Genomic DNA, 18,793 nt, shown 5'->3' with positions numbered 1-18,793 from the left:
GCGCACCACAATCAGGAATTTATGCACAACAGTAAAGCAAATTTAATTACTTTTGTCGTGTCCAAAAAGCGCTGTTTGTTTTTAATTTACTAAAATCATGCGGTTACATGTTATTGCTCAAGTTGGTACAGCTTATGCTTTATGTAATGTGAACCCATAAATAGGAGAAAATCATGTATATATCACCCTACACCGCACTCGATGCAGCACTCGCAGCTAGCGAAAAACCCGTAAGCGAAAAAATAAACTGTGATGAAAGAGCCACCGTAATTGATTTACTATCACAAACAAATCAACTAGATAAGGCTCATAAAAAGCATGAAACAGATCAAATTTTCATCCTTGGTTATAATTAATACCAGAAACTTTCAACAAGTTTTACACATTCAAACTTGCACCAAAACCGAATAACTGTAATGATAACAATTATCGTTACAGTTATTCGGTTTTATTATGCACGAACACCAAGCAATGCTTTATTATCAACAACAAATGAGGTGTATTTGCCAACGTCCCGGACTACATGCCCCCGCTTTAGTTGCAAACTATATTGAAGCCGGCCTCAATGCTGCACGCTATTACGAAAAAAGCCAAAGTATCTTGCTCCAAGAACTTTATTTAAGACGCACTTTCCATGAAATTCTTAACAAAATGTGCGATTCTTTAATTCATTGCGCAATACGTAAGCAATGTTCAGAGCAACTATACAAACCCTTATTGGCGTTAAAACGTTTTTATAGAACCCATAATGGTAACGAAAAATATCTTATCCTTGAACGAGAAGCACGTATTCTCAGTCACGAATTCAACCCTTTTTAGGAGCTTTTATGAGCGAGTATAGAACTGAAACTGATAGCATGGGCGAATTACAAGTACCAGCCGATGCGCTTTACCAAGCACAGACCCAGCGTGCGGTTAATAATTTTAGTATTAGTGGTTTAGCCATGCCAAAACAGTTTATTACGGCATTGGCATACGTTAAGCAAGCTGCTGCACAAAGCAACTGCGAACTAGGTCATTTAGAAAAACAAAAAGCCCAGGCAATAGAACGCGCCTGCCAAGAAATAATTGATGGCCAACATTTAGATCACTTTCCGATTGATGTTTTTCAAACCGGCTCAGGCACCAGTACTAACATGAATGCCAACGAAGTCATTGCAACACTTGCAAGTCGCTACAATGACGAGCTAATTCACCCAAATGATGATGTGAATATGGGTCAAAGTTCAAATGATGTGATCCCAACGACTATCGCTGTTAGCAGTGTAATTAATGTCGTTTATGAACTGTTTCCTGCCCTTGATCAGCTATCACAGATGCTAGAGCGTAAAAAAGCTGAAGTAGGCGATGTAGTTAAAACTGGCCGCACTCACCTAATGGATGCAATGCCTGTCACTTTTAGTCAAACTCTAAATACATGGCAGCATCAAGTTGATACAGCAATGGCGGCTATTCGCCATAGCTTAGATGGCGTATCAGCACTTGCACAAGGAGGAACAGCGGTGGGGACAGGTGTAAATGCAGATCCCCAATTTGCTGAGCAATTTTGTAAAAACTTAAGCACTAACGTAGGCATACGTTTTACGCCTAGTAAAAACTTTTTCTATAACATTGGCTCACAAGACGCCATCGTTTCATTATCTGGGCAATTAAAAGTACTTGCCGTAGCACAAATGAAAATAGCCAATGATTTGCGCTGGATGAACTCGGGACCACTCGCCGGGCTGGGCGAAATTGAACTTGAAGCATTACAACCAGGCTCTTCAATTATGCCTGGTAAAGTAAACCCTGTGATCCCAGAAGCAGCAGCAATGGTCAGCGCACAAGTGATTGGTAATGACGCCACGATTACTGTTGCAGGACAATCTGGCAACTTTGAGCTTAATGTCATGCTGCCAGTCATTGCCTATAATATATTGCAAAGTATCGAGTTACTTGCAAATAGTAGCCGCGCATTAGCTGATAAAGCCATTCGCACGTTTAAGGTCAATCAGCCAAATATTGATAAAGCCTTGGCAAAGAACCCAATTTTAGTCACGGCCTTAAACCCTGTTATTGGCTATGCAAAAGCAGCTAAAATTGCCAAACAGGCGTATAAAAGTGGTCAGCCAATCATTGATGTAGCAGAGCAAGAAACGCAGCTATCTCGCGCTGATTTAGAAGAATTACTTAATCCCACCAAGCTAACCCAAGGCGGCCTATAAGCGCCTTATGTAACCCGTTTAGCTAAATAGCTTTGCGGGTTTACCTTACTGAATGTAATAGTTTTTATTGCTGTGTTATGTGCAAAGTGTATGATAGTGATTACTTGTTAATCACTATAAAGGTTTGTTATGCGCTTTTCATTATGTGTTGTTGTATTACCTCTTTTTATTGTTGGCTGCTCGGACGCTGCAACACCAGAGGCAGAGCAATTAAAACCAGCCCCCACCGCTTTAGCCAAAAATAATCAGGCAGTGGCTATAGGTGATAAAAACAAAGCCGTTTCGAGAGAAGCAATTCAAACAGCCCACGAACAATTAAAAACACTCACCGAAGATCTTAGCTGCGATACTAGCGCACAATGTAAGGTATTGCCTGTAGGGAGCAGAGCCTGCGGCGGACCAAGCAGCTACCTTGTTTATTCAACTAAAAATAACGATAGTCAGAAAGTTGAACAGGCAGCAAAGCATATAACAACCCTCGAAAGCCAATTGAATGCCCAAACGGGGATGGTCAGTATTTGCCAACATTTAACTGCGCCAGCAGCGCAGTGTAGTAGCAATAAATGTGTTAAAGTTGCTGGTAATGCAACAAGTGTTTATTAAAGGAATTAATATGAAGTGCGTTTCATATTCGAGAACGCTGGCAATTGCAGCCGGCCTATTTAGTATTACCGGCTGTGAAAGTACGTTTGATACTAGCTCATCAGGCCCTGCAAGTTTGGCTAAAGCAAACGATGCATTATCTAAACTAGTTGAAGATACCAGCTGTACAGCGAGCTTTCAGTGTAAAGTTCTTGAGGTAGGTCAACGAGCGTGTGGCGGGCCCAGCAGGTACTTAGTATATTCAGCTTTAAATACTGAGCAGGAAGCCGCTGAGCAGTTAGCTCAACAAGTAACTGAGAAAGAAGCCCTTGAGAATCAAGCGAGTGGAGCAAGCGATTGCTCACCAGTTTTACCAGTACAAGCTTTGTGTATTAATCAAAAATGCCAAGCATTTGAAATCAAATAACGCTTTTCTTGCTGCGCTAAACCATCAATGGGATTAGCGCTGATATTACTAATACGCCAACAATACACACACCTGCTTTAAATATATGCTGCATTGGCATTTGCTTTTTTACCCAGTAAGCGTAAATAAATCGCACAAAGTAACTCGCAGCAGTACCAAATAAAGCGAAAATAATTAAATAAGCGATTAAAACGATATTCACGGCAACTCATTTTTTATTAGGATATGAGCCCTCAGTGTAAGGGCTTATATTTAAGAAGGCAAAACTGCAGCTACTTTTTATTACTGTGGGCAATAAGTAATTCAGCGACTTGTTGCTTAACTGCTCGTTTGTCATCGACCGGAACACCAAAGCGTTCAGCTAGTAATGCAATTTCCTCATCATTGAGATTAAATGACAATCGTTGACGCGTTTTTTTTGACTTAACATCGAGCGCTAAAATTTTACGGATCATATCTGAAGGTGTTAGCTCCTGATCAATCGCCTGCTTTTTTTATTGATTTTTGCACTTCGCTGCTTAGATCAAAGGCCATTTGCGTTGCTCTTACAGCTTGCTCTTGGCGTTGCCATTTAGCCTTTGCATCACTCACTTTGCATCTCCAGGAAATAAATCCACAATATCGGATATGGGTCTAGTCAGTGTAAGGGATACCTCAGTTTCACCACCATCCCAAATTTCAATATTTAAGCTGTGGCTTTCATCGTCAGAGGCTAAGCATATCATTTCACAAGGTTCTCCACCTTCTTGCTCGTAACGAGGTAAAGGTTGTTTACGATAATCTTGCTTATGGAAATAACAAACGTATGGCGATTCACTTTGCTGGTAACTTTTACCTAAGAACTGCATAAAGCGCTCAGGTGTATTCTTAACTTCTATAAAGGTTAGAGATTCTTCGTCAAAAATACGCGCAAACTCGTCGAGGGTAAAAATATCATCTACTTCATCACGTTGAATCTTTATTGAAAAATTAGCCGACTGCTCGCCATCTTCCATTTCAATTTGTAAAAAAACAACTTGCCCACTGTTAGTCTCTAAAACAAACTCGGTATCGCTACTGTGCTGATATTGATAGGTTTGCACATCAATCACTCGCACCGTTTGCCCTTTTAACCAACTAGGGTAAGCAAACGAATCAATGATGCTTAGCATATCGCCTTTTTGCAATTCACTAGCATGAGTTAATTGACGTTCTGGGGCTTTTTTAGATTTAAAGAAATTAAACATAGACTGCCTCTTAAGCAAAAAAGGTAACGCGCTGGTGCTGCGTTACCTTTTAAAATTTATAGCTGATGATTAGCCGTTTTGTTTAGCTTTAATGCGCGCTAATATATCTGCACTTTTCGGGCTGCTATCACCAATACCTGCTTCAGCCATTTTAGCTTTTAAATCGCCGCCACTGGTTTCAGCTTCAGTTCTTTTGCAGCACCAAGTTGGTCGCTACGATCTTGTTGGCGTTTTTTAATACGCTCAAGCGATTGACGAGCATTGGTCATCGACGAGCTATTAGTATTCAATGTACTATTAACAGCCATAGTCGCTTGTTGCACGCTTTCTGTGGTTTTAACCATAGTAAGCTGACGTTGATTTTCTTTAATCGACTTTTCAGCATCTTTTACTTGCTGCTTTAATGTGACGATATGATTACTAAAACCAGCCAACACTTGCTCGTGTTCAGCTTTTTCGTTTTCAAAGTCGCCAATTTTTTTCAGCAATTTCTAAAGCAAGTGCTTCGTTACCTTTTTCAAGCGCTTGACCTGCATAGGCTTCGTGCTCAGCAATCGACGCATCAAGTGCACTTAAAGCACGCTTAGTTTGCATTTCTTTAGCCATAACTTCTGTTAAGCTTTTTTTAGCGCGTTGCAGTGCGTTTTGCGCATCAGCAATCTCTTGTTCAAATATACGGATACCATTAGCATCAACGATTGCTTCACCGGCTTCACGCGCACCGCCACGAACTGCTGTAAATAATTTCTTTAATATACTCATAATCTTAACTCCACTTAAAATAGCTAACTGTTATTTAATTGCACTGATAAATGAGATATTAATCATTCAAATACAAAGTAACAGCTTCTAGGGCATCGATAGCATTATCGGCTAATGTTACTAACTCATGGGTGATGTCATCAAATGATGAGTTCACCGACAGAGCGCCAAAAATTGCATATTTGTCGTCAATTTTGGCAAATGCACTCAATGGAATTGGTACATTCAAGCGTAATAACGTTTCGTTTAGCTCATTACGTAAATCTGGTTTTACTTCGTCATCTGCAAACAAGTAGCTAATACATAACAATTGCTCTTGTGTTTGCGTAACAAAAATTGGAAGTTCATCATTTCCATCAACAATAACTTGTAACACATCTTGCTCGTCTTGGTTGGCGATCAAGAAAGATTCAAAATTAGCGCCTTCAGTTTCAAAAGATGCTAGCTTTATTGAAAGTTCGTTTAATTCCATGTCTCTGCCTTTTTGTTATCTGACATATTATGTCTGAGTTAAGATTCGCACGAGCGACATATTATGTCAACCCTGTTTTATTAATTTTTATACAATTCGCTTTCTACTTGCCATGCACTACGGTAATAGTCATACAAAGTGCCTGACCCTAATCTATTGACTTCAATATCTTTTATTTGTTCAAAGTAACTGCTTGGAAAAGCGAATGTAGCCAGTAAATATTTTTGGCTAATCCACCTTGAAGTAACAGGTAGACTCGTAACATCTTGTATTCGTCCACTTGCTGATTTGCCATTTGTGGTAGCAATTGTCCAGCCCCACTGACCAAATGACGGTATGTTTTGTTGATACTGTTCAACATGTTTGAAGCCCGCCGCTTTGACTGTTTTACCTATACTTAAAAATGCTTTTTTTGCATGATACGGTGAAGTCGATTGCACAGCCATTGCACCATCTGCTGCAAGTAACTGGCGAATATGGTTATAAAAGTAATCACTGTACATTTTGTTTAGATCTGGGTGATTTGGGTCCGGCAAGTCGATAATAATCGTATCGAATCGCTTACCTTGATCAAGTAATCGTTCCACTTCTATAAATGCATCACCTACAATCACATTCGCTCTAGGATCATTCATCGAATTGGCGTTCAATTTAGTTAATCGACTGACTATATGTGCAGGCGCATTATATATCTCATCACGATGACCGAATAAATTAAGTAGCTGAGCATCAAGGTCTATTAACGTCACCTCATCAACTGGCCACTTAAGTACATCACGCATTGCTAAGCCATCACCGCCTCCGATGATTAATATCTTATCATGACGGTTAGATGCTAATAGCGCAGGGTAGACCAACATAGAGTGATAGATTTGTTCATCAACACTTGAGAATTGCAAACGACCATTTAAGTAAAGGTCAGTTATTGGGTCTGGTTGATTACGGCTTAAACGCTCAGTTAAAACTAGATGCTGATATTTGGTTGCTTCAGAATAGATAACCTTATCTTTATAGAGCACATTACTTAAATCTTTCATCCAGCTGCTACCAAGCACTAAGATAAAACCGAATAAAACTAACAGTGCTACATGACATACTAAAAGTAATTTAGCAAAGCGTACATAGCTGTGATAACGCCATAAAAATGCCAAACCAGCAATGATATTAAAAAGAGCAGTCCATGCCGCAGCTTGCATAATTGGCATAGCAAGCATAATACTTACCCAAATTGCCGCACCTATACCCGCCCCAATATAATCTGCGCCATAAATTGTCCCCGCGTTATTTTCTAAAAAACGTCCATATACATGTTGGCGAATTCGGGCAATAAGCGGTATCTCCATACCGATTAATAAGCCAAGTAACAAACCAAATACATAGGGAAGAAAACGCGACCACTCTTGCAGCTTTTGAAAAACATAGCCATTTAATATAGTGTCGGCGGGAAGGTTAAAAATTTCAGAAAATATATGTGGTAATGAATAACTAACCGCAATCACACTAGCTATAGCTAAAATACACCCCATACCGACTAAGGCAATAATACTTTCAAGCCATGCAAAAGCAGTAAAAGGGTCTTTAAACCAGCGAGCTAAAAATGCCCCCATGCCCATTGCGACTATCATAGTACCAATCATGGCATAAATAGCGCTTTCAACCGAACCTAGTACTCGCCCAGCATAATGTGATAAGAGGTATTCATAAATAAGGCCGCACCCAGCGAGTACGGCCATAACAGTTATTAATAAAAAATCATGCCCAAGTAAGGCATTCTTACTTGGGGTCGTTGTTGTGTGTGACAAATCTTATGCGCCTAATAACGTAGCCATCGTTATACCTACTGCAAACGAGATTGCAGCCGAAATTGTTGCTACGCCAACATTCTTTTGGCGATTAACTTCATCAGAAATATCACAACCCGTTAGGATTATTTTTATCGTTATTAAATGTAATAAGATAAAGGCAATTAAGCACACAACCGCACTAATAGCCCAATACACTAGGCTAGCATTAATACTGTCGGCAACATAAGGCGCGATACCTGAAGCCGCAGTAATAGCAAGTGCGCTGCCGATTAAAAAGCCAGCGTAACGTATACCAACAGCTAAATTGCCATCAATGATAGCTTGCTGTAAGCAGTCACCACTGCGATTAGTGCGTTTAAATAACTGCACACGATACTGACTAACAAGTAACAGAGCGAGACTACCAATAATGAATGCTGCAATAACAATCGGTATGCCGTGCCACCCTTCTGTTGCAACCCAAAATAGCGCTGAGCGAATCACTATTGCAACACTCACAACATGACCAAAGTCGATGATTGCAGCAGTAGCATTACCTTTAACTATTTCGTCATGTAGGCTCACTTTGCGTAGTGCTACTTTATCTTGAAAAAAGTGACCTAGTTTTATTAGGACAATTGCCAACACCCCGTAGGCTAGCATTTGCAGTGCTTCTTGCTGTAGGGTTGCAGCAAATGCACCACTACTTACACCAGTGAGTACAATTGCCAATGCAACCAGACCCGCCGCAAAACTGATACCAAAGGCGAAGTTATCGCGCTCTGTGATTTCATCATTGGCATGTAAGTTAGATACCCAGCCTTTAATAAATTTAAGACTGACAAATAAAGCGATAATTATTGCAAAATCAATTGCCAACGCTTGCAGAGACCACATAGTTATTCCATTAAATTCGTACATATTCTTTTAACTCCAACACTTAATTCTTTACGAGGCAGTTTATTTACCGCGGCTAACACCACGAGAAGTGCGACTATTACTGTTTCTTACCGAACCTGAGCTATTACTGTAACTACTCGTTTTTGAGTAACTACTCTTGCTTTTAGGTGGTGTGTAACTGCTACGACTAAGCCCTGAAGCACCTGTTTTTTTCGTCGCGTACGGACTGGTAAATTGTTTACCCTGACGCTGATAAGACTGACGAGTTCTCGTTTCAACTGCCGTTTGTGCTTTCATTTGTTTAGGGCTGGTGTAACGCGCTCTACCATAATCATTGTAATAACTGTACTTACGGCGTTTACTCCAACTACCATATTCAACACGGTCAAATACATCACCTAAAATACGGTACATGCCATACCACTGCCAAAAACTAATACCATTACTATTAGTTTGCCAGTTACCGTAATTTGGGTTACCAACTAATTGATTACCTTCGCCGGCACCTTCTGCTTGCTGACTTATAGCGCCAACACGGGCAAGTGAACCACCTGACATATCAGCTAGCATATTGATAGGATCAGTCAATGCATCAGAAAACAAAGTGGGTTTTGCTGCATCTCTTAATAAATCTAAGTTGCGTAATGTTTCTTCATAAGGCGGTATAAGGTGCGTGCTCTTAATATCAGCTAAGCGTTGCTGTAAGCCAGAATAAAGCGCACCATTTCGCGTTGCATCTTGAGCCATTACAGAAGCAATTTGCGACAACTGAGGTTTTTCATTACTGATTATGCGCGCATATTCAGTCAATAAGACAGCATTACGAATTGAACCATTCTCTAAGGCTTTACCAAGCCCATCTAGTTCAACCTCTGCTTTAGTTATAGATTGTTGAATTGTTTGTTGTAACTGCTCTTCTTTCGACTGGCAGCCCATAAGCAAGCTTATCAAACAAAACAGGCTTATAAGTTTCCAAGCTTTTATATCCGACATTCATGTCACCTGATTTACTAAATTAACTCAGCTAGTTTTACACAGCTTACTTATTAAACCAAGAATGAAATTGCAACAAGATAATATTTTCTAAGGATCAAAGCCTATGTTTTACTGCACTCAACTTTTAATTAGCTAGATGACAACTAGAAGGTGACACGAGCTCCCCTCATAGCCGACAAACACTTTATACGATAACCACTCTCACAAATTTGAAGCCTCTGCTTTTCTGCTTTATAAACATAAGCTCAGCGAGTTAATCTAGTAATGGTTTTTGCAATTTAGTTGGATGCCCTCTCATTTGAATTTACAAAAGTGCTCAATTAAAAATGGATACTTAAACGTACAAATATCCATTACATAGTATGGCCCTAGCTAACTAAACTGAATAATTTGTTCTTATTACATTGACAATGTTTTCTCATTAAAATAATGTAAAAAAGGTACAAAACCACAAATGAAGAACTCTCCAATTATATAATAAGGAATTTTTAATGGAGAAAATGTCTATTGCCGCTTTTCTAATGTCTTCGCTATTTTTAAGCAGTCAAACAATTGTTCATAGAGTTGAAGCAACTGGTACTTTCCATTATTCAACACCAAATAGAATAGAAAGTATAACTTTTAACTACACAACTAACTAATTAACACCTTAGACTCCAAATTTAATCAAAGGAGTCTATTTTCGTTTAGAGGGTCAATAGTATGGATATACCTGATATCAAGAGAAGTTTGTTAAATGCGAGAAAAGCTTTTCCTCAGCCACAATCTGACCCCAAAAAAAGTAAGGATATAGAAATACACGCATCAGTTTCTTCATTAGCGTCGAAATTAAGTAAGGCCAAAAGCTCTATTGATATTTCTAAATTAAGTCAGCAAAATTTATCTCTACATAAGGAAATACTCTCTTCAAATGCAAAAATAAATAGTGATGAGGTTGCCACAGCAAAATGGGAATTTGAACATTTATCCAAATCAAAACTTGAGACGATAGCATTAGACACAAGTAATACATTTAGCAGCTCAGAGAGAGTAGCTGCATATGAAAGATGGCACACACTTGATCAGCAAAACCTATCAAACCTAAAACGAGACAGCCTTAAATACGAAAGTAACGTTACCGCACTAGCATCATTTGAAGAATTACTATTATCTCATATGAACTCTTTTTCTTCTTTTAGTAAAGCGATGGTTTCCGATGAATATAGCTCGCAAGTAACATCACAGTTCGAGTCTATTTTAGATGAACGGGATTTAGAAAAAAGCAAAAATATAAGCCGGTCTGAGCATTATTATGAAACTATGGTGACGGATATTTTTGGTGGTACTGAATCAGAAATTTTAAGCGGCGCTGATGGAATGTCCTTATCTAACTTAATGCGAAGTTCTTATGAATTTTGACACAAGGAGATAGAGAGTTATTAGCTGATATCTATGAATATGCTGATAATAATAATATAGATTTTAAGTATATCCGTCAGTTTGCCAGTGATCTTGGTGGTTACAGAATGCATGACGATGGGAAGATACTTAATAATTTTAATAATGGACACTTCAACGGTGAAGGATACCAGCTTGCGGTCAGCTTTACGGATAAAGATCAAGCTACGATAAATAATATCCTTGATAGTCAGAAAAAACTATCTTCATCTGATATAGATGAGGGTTTCATTTCGTTTATGACTGAGCCAGGTTTAAGTGCATTGTCTCATCGGGGTAGTTACCAATTTCTACAACATATGATAGAAATAAAAGCGGGAATAATGCCAAGCTTTTCGGCTGAAAAATTTAAGGCTTTTGAAGATTCTTCTAAGGTTGATGATCGGTATGTTATTATTACTTCAGATAAGCAGCTCCTCAGACCAGAACCTGATGTTATTTGTAAAAATGGCACCTGTGAAGTAACCGAAAAAGGTCTTAAAAACAATGTTACTTTGGAGGAAAATAAAGGCAATCCAATATTAGATCTTAAATCTAATTCAATGAGCTCTCTTTTACAACTCAGAGTAAATAATGAAACCGAAAATAACACTTTATTTCAATGGCTTGCTGATTGAAGTAGGATTTATTTTAACAATTCTGTAGGCTAATACCGTATATAGTATAACACCTGTCACTTTTACAACAACCGTACGGTTTTTAACTTTAAGAAATTGGCGAACAACTTGATAGCGGGTCTTTAATCGCGCATCTTTGGTGTAGGGAAAGTTTGCAATGTTGGGCAATTTAGATCAATAAGAGTGACTGTATTTATCTCTATTATACCAATTTGCAAAATTATGTGATCTGATTAGCACATCATTACCTATTTACTTTACTAAATTGAGCTTAGATGAATCCAAACAACTTTTAGCCCTATCACGTAAAGAATCTAATCCAAGAAAACGTATACATCTTCTTGCCGTCTCATTATTTTTAGAGAGTGAAAACAAAACCAATATTGCGAAACAGCTGAATACAGCACGTAGTAGTATTAATAAATGGGTTTCAAACTATCTTAACAATGGCGTTGCTGGCTTGAACAACAAACCGATTAAAGGCCGCACGGTTTGGCCAACAAAATCAAACAACGCGCGTATGGGCTGAAACAGACTCTAGACCTTGCGCAACAAAACAACAGCAGTTCGAGTATGGATACTTATTTGGTGCTGTGTGCCCAAGTAATGGTAAAACAGAAGCGCTGATCAGCCCTATCGTCAATAAAGACGCCATGACGCAACACATGGAATTAATATCAAAAGCCACGGAGACGGGACGTCATGCGGTTGTGATCGTTGATGGTGCTGGTTGGCATACTATTGATACTGTACAACCATTTAATAATATAACGTTGATAAAGCTTCCACCTTATACCCCAGAGTTAAACCCAATGGAGCAAGTATGGAGTTGGCTAAGGCAACACTGTCTATCAAATCGTGTATTTAGTGGTTATACCAAACACATTTAATTCATGATCTATTTTAATTACCTTCTTTTTATGATCTAATACTCATAAATTTGTCATTATCATTGAGTCTAGCTTGTCTACTATTCCTAACTTCCCGTATACCAGAGATGCCCGATTAAAAACGCGTTATGAGGTTATTCGCCTCTTTCTCGAAGTAAAAAATCGTACTGTTGTCGCAAAAACTACCCGCGTTAGCCGTCGACTGGTTAATGAGTGGGTTACTGCATACTTATCCGATGGACTTAAAGCGCTTGATATTAAAAAACAATCAGGTCGCCCTTGTGGCTTAACATTAAAACAAAAGTGCCAGCTTAAAGATTATATCTGTGCGCACGCAGTGAAAGAGGAAGGTGGGAGGCTAATAGGTGAAGATATACGCAAATACATTTACGATACATTTGGTGTCCAATACAAACTCAATAATGTTTACCGTTTGATGTATGAGCTTAATCTTTCATGGATAACGTCTCGCTCTAAACATCCTAAACAGTCAATTGAGGCACAAAAAGACTTTAAAAAATTTCCATTATAATACGATCATCACAATTCCAGGCCACGTGGCGCTTGATAGAGTGGATGTGTGGTTTCAAGATGAAGCGCGATTTGGGCAACAAAATACCCCCTCAAAAATTTGGGCTAAAAAAGGCACTAGGCCACGTGTTGTGAAGCAACAGCAATTTCTCTCCACTCATATTTTTGGTGCAGTATGCCCCGCAACAGGGCAAACAGAGGCGATTATAGCCCATTATTTGAGTAAGGATATAATGAAGCAACACTTACAACTCATTTCAGATGCTACGCCATGTGGACGGCACGCAGTGGTTATTGTTGATCGCGCAAGCTGGCATATGGGTAATGTTGGTGAAGGGATTAAAAATGTGTCGGTGATACCGTTGCCTCCTTATTCACCAGAACCTAATCCGGTTGAGCAAGTATGGGCATGGATGCGAGACAGAGAGTTATCTAATCGTACTTTTTCAGATTATGACGACATTGTGGAGCAAGTAAGTAGAGCCTGGAATGTATTTCGTTCAAATATTACTAACGTTAAGCATATGTGCTTTAGAGCATGGACAAATTTGATCACTTAATAAATAGTATTGGTATAAGTAGGGCGTGGAATACATTTCGCTCAGACATTGATAACGTTAAGCGTATCTGTTCGAGAAAATGGATAAATTTGATCACTTAATAAAAAGTATTGGTATAAACGTAAAAAAGCCCGATTCTTTCGAATCGGGCTTTCTCAATTTGGAGCCTGGCGATGACCTACTTTCACATAACAAATGCTACACTATCATCGGCGCTGTTTCGTTTCACTACTGAGTTCGGCATGGGATCAGGTGGGTCCAAAACGCTATTGTCACCAAGCAAATTTGGTATTAATCCGCTCTTTCGAGCCAATTAATTAAAATTTGGAAAATGGCTGATAATTGTCTTCTTACAACTTTAAGCTTATCGCTTACAGCTGCCAGTAAATCTACTTTAGTTGTCGCGATAAATCACGACCTACAATCTTAACTTCTTCGCTTAAACTGTCGCATAAAACGCGTTTGGCGTTGTATGGTTAAGCCTCACGGGTAATTAGTACAAGTTAGCTTAACATATCACTATGCTTCCACATCTTGCCTATCAACGTTGTAGTCTTCAACGGCCCTTCAGAGACTTTAAAAGTCTAGTGAGAACTCATCTCGAGGCCTGCTTCGCGCTTAGATGCTTTCAGCGCTTATCAGTTCCGAACGTAGCTACCGGGCAATGCCATTGGCATGACAACCCGAACACCAGCGGTTCGTTCACTCCGGTCCTCTCGTACTAGGAGCAACCCCTCTCAATTCTCAAACGCCCACGGCAGATAGGGACCGAACTGTCTCACGACGTTCTAAACCCAGCTCGCGTACCACTTTAAATGGCGAACAGCCATACCCTTGGGACCGACTTCAGCCCCAGGATGTGATGAGCCGACATCGAGGTGCCAAACACCGCCGTCGATATGAACTCTTGGGCGGTATCAGCCTGTTATCCCCGGAGTACCTTTTATCCGTTGAGCGATGGCCCTTCCATTCAGAACCACCGGATCACTATGACCTACTTTCGTACCTGCTCGACGTGTCTGTCTCGCAGTTAAGCTGGCTTCTACCATTACACTAACCGTACGATGTCCGACCGTACTTAGCCAACCTTCGTGCTCCTCCGTTACTCTTTGGGAGGAGACCGCCCCAGTCAAACTACCCACCAGGCACTGTCCGTAACCCCGATTCAGGGGCCAACGTTAGAACATCAAAACTACAAGGGTGGTATTTCAAGGACGACTCCAACAAAACTAGCGTCTCATCTTCTAAGTCTCCCACCTATCCTACACATGTAGGTTCAATGTTCAGTGCCAAGCTGTAGTAAAGGTTCACGGGGTCTTTCCGTCTAGCCGCGGGTACACAGCATCTTCACTGCGATTTCAATTTCACTGAGTCTCGGGTGGAGACAGCGTGGCCATGGTTACACCATTCGTGCAGGTCGGAACTTACCCGACAAGGAATTTCGCTACCTTAGGACCGTTATAGTTACGGCCGCCGTTTACCGGGGCTTCGATCAAGAGCTTCGTCCGAAAACTAACCCCATCAATTAACCTTCCGGCACCGGGCAGGTGTCACACCGTATACGTCATCTTGCGATTTTGCACAGTGCTGTGTTTTTAATAAACAGTCCCAGCCACCTGGTCACTGCGGCTCCCGTCCGCTTAGAGAGTAAATCTCATCACAGATAGGAGCGTACCTTCTCCCGAAGTTACGGTACGATTTTGCCTAGTTCCTTCACCCGAGTTCTCTCAAGCGCCTTAGTATTCTCTACCTGACCACCTGTGTCGGTTTGGGGTACGATTCGGTATAATCTGAAGCTTAGAGGCTTTTCCTGGAAGTATGGCATCAGCAACTTCATCACCTTAGTGACTCGTCTCGTGTCTCAGTCTTAGCAACCCGGATTTTCCTAAGTCACCAACCTACTCACTTTCACATGGACAACCATCGCCATGCTTGCTTAGCCTGCTCCGTCCCCCCCATCGCAATTATACCAAGTACGGAAATATTAATCCGTTTCCCATCGACTACGCCTTTCGGCCTCGCCTTAGGGGTCGACTTACCCTACCCTGATTAACATGGGATAGGAACCCTTGGTCTTCCGGCGTGCGGGTTTTTCACCCGCATTATCGTTACTCATGTCAGCATTCGCACTTCTGATACGTCCAGCATACCTCCCGGTACACCTTCAACCGCTTACAGAACGCTCCCCTACCACTCAGAATAAATTCTGAATCCGCAGCTTCGGTGCATAGTTTAGCCCCGTTACATCTTCCGCGCAGACCGACTCGACCAGTGAGCTATTACGCTTTCTTTAAAGGATGGCTGCTTCTAAGCCAACCTCCTGGCTGTCTGGGCCTTTCCACATCGTTTCCCACTTAACTATGACTTTGGGACCTTAGCTGGCGGTCTGGGTTGTTTCCCTCTTCACGACGGACGTTAGCACCCGCCGTGTGTCTCCCGGATAGTACTTTACGGTATTCGGAGTTTGCAAAGGGTTGGTAAGTCGGGATGACCCCCTAGCCTTAACAGTGCTCTACCCCCGTAAGTATTCGTCCGAGGCTCTACCTAAATAGATTTCGGGGAGAACCAGCTATCTCCCGGTTTGATTAGCCTTTCACTCCAAGCCACAAGTCATCCCCTAACTTTTCAACGTTAGTGGGTTCGGTCCTCCAGTTGATGTTACTCAACCTTCAACCTGCTCATGGCTAGATCACCGGGTTTCGGGTCTATACCTTGCAACTATTCGCCCAGTTAAGACTCGGTTTCCCTACGGCTACCCTAATCGGTTAACCTCGCTACAAAATATAAGTCGCTGACCCATTATACAAAAGGTACGCAGTCACCCAACAAGTGGGCTCCTACTGCTTGTACGTACACGGTTTCAGGTTCTATTTCACTCCCCTCACAGGGGTTCTTTTCGCCTTTCCCTCACGGTACTGGTTCACTATCGGTCAGTTGGGAGTATTTAGCCTTAGATGATGGTCCACCTATATTCAGTCAAAGTTTCACGTGCTCCGACCTACTCGATTTCACTTAAAATGTCTTTTCATGTACGGGACTATCACCCTGTATCGTGGCACTTTCCAGAGCCTTCCATTAACACATAATAAGCTTAAGGGCTGTTCCGGTTTCGCTCGCCGCTACTTCCGGAATCTCGGTTGATTTCTTTTCCTACGGGTACTTAGATGTTTCAGTTCTCCGCGTTCGCCTCGTTAACCTATGTATTCAGTTAACGATACCTGCAAGCAGGTGGGTTTCCCCATTCGGAAATCTTAGTCTCAAGTGCTTTTTACTAGCTCGACTAAGCTTATCGCAAGTTAATACGTCCTTCATCGCCTCCAACTGCCAAGGCATCCACCGTGTACGCTTAGTCACTTAACCATACAACCCAAACGGGTCTTTGTTTCGTGACAGTTTAACTTCGCCAGAAGTTAATATTGAATACTAAAGTAGATACCAATCAACAAACGTAATCGTTCATTAAATGGCACTGAATGATACTGCTATCATTCTTTTTTACTTTTGAAAACTCTGTACAAATAACAATGTTATTCATACGAATTTTATTATCAGCTTTTCCAAATTTTTAAAGAGCATATTAATTAGTAAACTCAATGAGCAAACTAACTAACAATCATCTGTGTGGACACTACGAACAAATAAGTTCTAAATCGTATAAGGAGGTGATCCAGCCCCAGGTTCCCCTAGGGCTACCTTGTTACGACTTCACCCCAGTCATGAATCACTCCGTGGTAAACGTCCTCCCTAAGGTTAGACTATCTACTTCTGGAGCAACCCACTCCCATGGTGTGACGGGCGGTGTGTACAAGGCCCGGGAACGTATTCACCGCGTCATTCTGATACGCGATTACTAGCGATTCCGACTTCATGGAGTCGAGTTGCAGACTCAATCCGGACTACGACGCACTTTAAGTGATTCGCTTACTCTCGCGAGTTCGCAGCACTCTGTATGCGCCATTGTAGCACGTGTGTAGCCCTACACGTAAGGGCCATGATGACTTGACGTCGTCCCCACCTTCCTCCGGTTTATCACCGGCAGTCTCCTTAGAGTTCTCAGCATTACCTGCTAGCAACTAAGGATAGGGGTTGCGCTCGTTGCGGGACTTAACCCAACATCTCACAACACGAGCTGACGACAGCCATGCAGCACCTGTATCAGAGCTCCCGAAGGCACCAAACCATCTCTGGTAAGTTCTCTGTATGTCAAGTGTAGGTAAGGTTCTTCGCGTTGCATCGAATTAAACCACATGCTCCACCGCTTGTGCGGGCCCCCGTCAATTCATTTGAGTTTTAACCTTGCGGCCGTACTCCCCAGGCGGTCTACTTAATGCGTTAGCTTTGAAAAACAACTCCGAAGAGCCGAGCTTCTAGTAGACATCGTTTACGGCGTGGACTACCAGGGTATCTAATCCTGTTTGCTCCCCACGCTTTCGTACATGAGCGTCAGTGTTGACCCAGGTGGCTGCCTTCGCCATCGGTATTCCTTCAGATCTCTACGCATTTCACCGCTACACCTGAAATTCTACCACCCTCTATCACACTCTAGTTTGCCAGTTCGAAATGCAGTTCCCAGGTTGAGCCCGGGGCTTTCACATCTCGCTTAACAAACCGCCTGCGTACGCTTTACGCCCAGTAATTCCGATTAACGCTCGCACCCTCCGTATTACCGCGGCTGCTGGCACGGAGTTAGCCGGTGCTTCTTCTGTCAGTAACGTCACAGCTAGCAGGTATTAACTACTAACCTTTCCTCCTGACTGAAAGTGCTTTACAACCCGAAGGCCTTCTTCACACACGCGGCATGGCTGCATCAGGCTTGCGCCCATTGTGCAATATTCCCCACTGCTGCCTCCCGTAGGAGTCTGGACCGTGTCTCAGTTCCAGTGTGGCTGATCATCCTCTCAAACCAGCTAGGGATCGTTGCCTTGGTGAGCCATTACCTCACCAACTAGCTAATCCCACTTGGGCCAATCTTTAGGCGAGAGCCGAAGCCCCCTTTGGTCCGTAGACATCATGCGGTATTAGCAGTCGTTTCCAACTGTTGTCCCCCACCTAAAGGCATGTTCCCAAGCATTACTCACCCGTCCGCCGCTCGTCAGCAAAGTAGCAAGCTACTCTCTGTTACCGCTCGACTTGCATGTGTTAGGCCTGCCGCCAGCGTTCAATCTGAGCCATGATCAAACTCTTCAATTAAAAGTTTTTTCTGTCCTTCCCATAAAGGGAGCGGACATGCTCAATGAATTCTGAATTTATTTAATATCTTTCGATATTGAATTGACTGTGCTGAATAATTACTAAAGGTAACTATCCTGTTGGTCACTCAGTTTCAATTGAGACTCTAAATTTTTTGCCTTGCTTAGCGAACTAAGCCAGGCTGTTAGAACTCAATCTGTACGAGTGCCCACACA

General features: G+C 41.6%; 15 protein-coding genes, 3 rRNA genes and 3 pseudogenes. 10 read left to right on the top strand and 11 right to left on the bottom strand.

Going from position 1 to position 18,793, the window contains the following annotated elements:
• The first annotated feature begins 173 nt into the window (after positions 1-173).
• The 5 genes from ACU8V8_RS16860 to ACU8V8_RS16840 all read left to right on the top strand — a co-directional run bounded on the left by ACU8V8_RS16860 (position 174) and on the right by ACU8V8_RS16840 (position 3,213).
• Positions 174-356 carry a hypothetical protein gene (locus ACU8V8_RS16860; protein ID WP_446888262.1) on the top strand — a complete coding sequence of 61 codons (183 nt, stop codon included), beginning with the start codon at positions 174-176 and terminating at the stop codon, positions 354-356.
• Positions 357-453: 97 nt separating this feature from the next.
• Positions 454-819 carry a hypothetical protein gene (locus ACU8V8_RS16855; protein ID WP_446888261.1) on the top strand — a complete coding sequence of 122 codons (366 nt, stop codon included), beginning with the start codon at positions 454-456 and terminating at the stop codon, positions 817-819.
• 8 nt (positions 820-827) lie between these two features.
• On the top strand, positions 828-2,204 hold the full coding sequence (locus tag ACU8V8_RS16850; protein ID WP_446888260.1) for a class II fumarate hydratase: 1,377 nt from the start codon (positions 828-830) through the stop codon (positions 2,202-2,204).
• Positions 2,205-2,333: 129 nt separating this feature from the next.
• Complete coding sequence (locus tag ACU8V8_RS16845; protein WP_446888259.1) at positions 2,334-2,807, top strand: hypothetical protein; 474 nt, start codon at positions 2,334-2,336, stop codon at positions 2,805-2,807.
• Positions 2,808-2,817: 10 nt separating this feature from the next.
• Complete coding sequence (locus ACU8V8_RS16840) at positions 2,818-3,213, top strand: hypothetical protein (protein WP_446888258.1); 396 nt, start codon at positions 2,818-2,820, stop codon at positions 3,211-3,213.
• A 16-nt stretch (positions 3,214-3,229) separates the two neighbouring features.
• Here the strand turns inward: ACU8V8_RS16840 and ACU8V8_RS16835 are convergent, their stop codons facing one another.
• From ACU8V8_RS16835 to ACU8V8_RS16800, 8 genes and pseudogenes are all read right to left on the bottom strand, one after another.
• Positions 3,230-3,415 carry a hypothetical protein gene (locus ACU8V8_RS16835; protein ID WP_087534552.1) on the bottom strand — a complete coding sequence of 62 codons (186 nt, stop codon included), beginning with the start codon at positions 3,413-3,415 and terminating at the stop codon, positions 3,230-3,232.
• A gap of 70 nt (positions 3,416-3,485) precedes the next feature.
• A pseudogene (locus tag ACU8V8_RS16830) lies at positions 3,486-3,804 on the bottom strand (hypothetical protein).
• Entirely contained in the window at positions 3,801-4,439 is a 639-nt protein-coding gene (locus tag ACU8V8_RS16825; RefSeq protein ID WP_446888257.1) for a DUF4178 domain-containing protein, read from the bottom strand. Before ACU8V8_RS16825 ends, ACU8V8_RS16830 begins: the two are co-directional and overlap by 4 nt.
• Positions 4,440-4,508: 69 nt before the next feature.
• Positions 4,509-5,201: pseudogene (locus ACU8V8_RS16820) on the bottom strand (PspA/IM30 family protein).
• A gap of 58 nt (positions 5,202-5,259) precedes the next feature.
• On the bottom strand, positions 5,260-5,673 hold the full coding sequence (locus tag ACU8V8_RS16815; RefSeq protein WP_087534556.1) for a YjfI family protein: 414 nt from the start codon (positions 5,671-5,673) through the stop codon (positions 5,260-5,262).
• Positions 5,674-5,753: 80 nt separating this feature from the next.
• Positions 5,754-7,475, bottom strand: a complete 1,722-nt coding sequence (locus ACU8V8_RS16810) for a polyamine aminopropyltransferase (protein WP_446888256.1) — start codon at positions 7,473-7,475, stop codon at positions 5,754-5,756.
• 3 nt (positions 7,476-7,478) lie between these two features.
• Positions 7,479-8,378: a DUF350 domain-containing protein gene (locus tag ACU8V8_RS16805; protein ID WP_421960093.1), complete on the bottom strand. Its 900-nt coding sequence runs from the start codon at positions 8,376-8,378 to the stop codon at positions 7,479-7,481.
• A gap of 39 nt (positions 8,379-8,417) precedes the next feature.
• Complete coding sequence (locus ACU8V8_RS16800) at positions 8,418-9,350, bottom strand: CHAD domain-containing protein (protein ID WP_446888255.1); 933 nt, start codon at positions 9,348-9,350, stop codon at positions 8,418-8,420.
• A gap of 705 nt (positions 9,351-10,055) precedes the next feature.
• On the opposite strand from ACU8V8_RS16800, the gene ACU8V8_RS16795 reads away from it, so the two are divergent.
• From ACU8V8_RS16795 to ACU8V8_RS16775, 5 genes and pseudogenes are all read left to right on the top strand, one after another.
• Positions 10,056-10,751: a hypothetical protein gene (locus ACU8V8_RS16795; RefSeq protein ID WP_446888254.1), complete on the top strand. Its 696-nt coding sequence runs from the start codon at positions 10,056-10,058 to the stop codon at positions 10,749-10,751.
• Positions 10,748-11,407, top strand: coding sequence for a hypothetical protein (locus ACU8V8_RS16790; protein WP_446888253.1), 660 nt, complete (start codon positions 10,748-10,750; stop codon positions 11,405-11,407). The genes ACU8V8_RS16795 and ACU8V8_RS16790 overlap by 4 nt, the downstream gene beginning before the upstream one ends.
• A gap of 265 nt (positions 11,408-11,672) precedes the next feature.
• Positions 11,673-11,936 carry a helix-turn-helix domain-containing protein gene (locus tag ACU8V8_RS16785; RefSeq protein ID WP_446888252.1) on the top strand — a complete coding sequence of 88 codons (264 nt, stop codon included), beginning with the start codon at positions 11,673-11,675 and terminating at the stop codon, positions 11,934-11,936.
• Positions 11,893-12,282: pseudogene (locus tag ACU8V8_RS16780) on the top strand (IS630 family transposase); the annotation flags it as partial. The gene ACU8V8_RS16785 and the pseudogene ACU8V8_RS16780, both read left to right, overlap by 44 nt.
• Before the next feature lie 88 nt (positions 12,283-12,370).
• Positions 12,371-13,388, top strand: a protein-coding gene (locus ACU8V8_RS16775) for an IS630 family transposase (RefSeq protein WP_446888251.1) whose coding sequence is annotated in 2 segments (ribosomal slippage) — positions 12,371-12,811 and positions 12,813-13,388 — 1,017 coding nt in all. Because the reading frame shifts where the segments join, the coding sequence is not laid out codon by codon here.
• Between the two features lie 165 nt (positions 13,389-13,553).
• Here ACU8V8_RS16775 and rrf read toward each other — a convergent pair.
• The 3 genes from rrf to ACU8V8_RS16760 form a co-directional block, all read right to left on the bottom strand.
• A 5S ribosomal RNA gene (gene rrf, locus ACU8V8_RS16770) occupies positions 13,554-13,668 on the bottom strand.
• A 192-nt stretch (positions 13,669-13,860) separates the two neighbouring features.
• Positions 13,861-16,748: ribosomal RNA gene (locus tag ACU8V8_RS16765) — 23S ribosomal RNA — on the bottom strand.
• Between the two features lie 295 nt (positions 16,749-17,043).
• A 16S ribosomal RNA gene (locus ACU8V8_RS16760) occupies positions 17,044-18,578 on the bottom strand.
• The 16S, 23S and 5S rRNA genes sit together here, the layout of an rRNA operon.
• Between the last annotated feature and the right edge of the window lie 215 nt (positions 18,579-18,793).

The organism is Pseudoalteromonas sp. SaAl2, from assembly GCF_052947895.1.
This window is presented reverse-complemented; position numbering and strand designations above follow the sequence as displayed.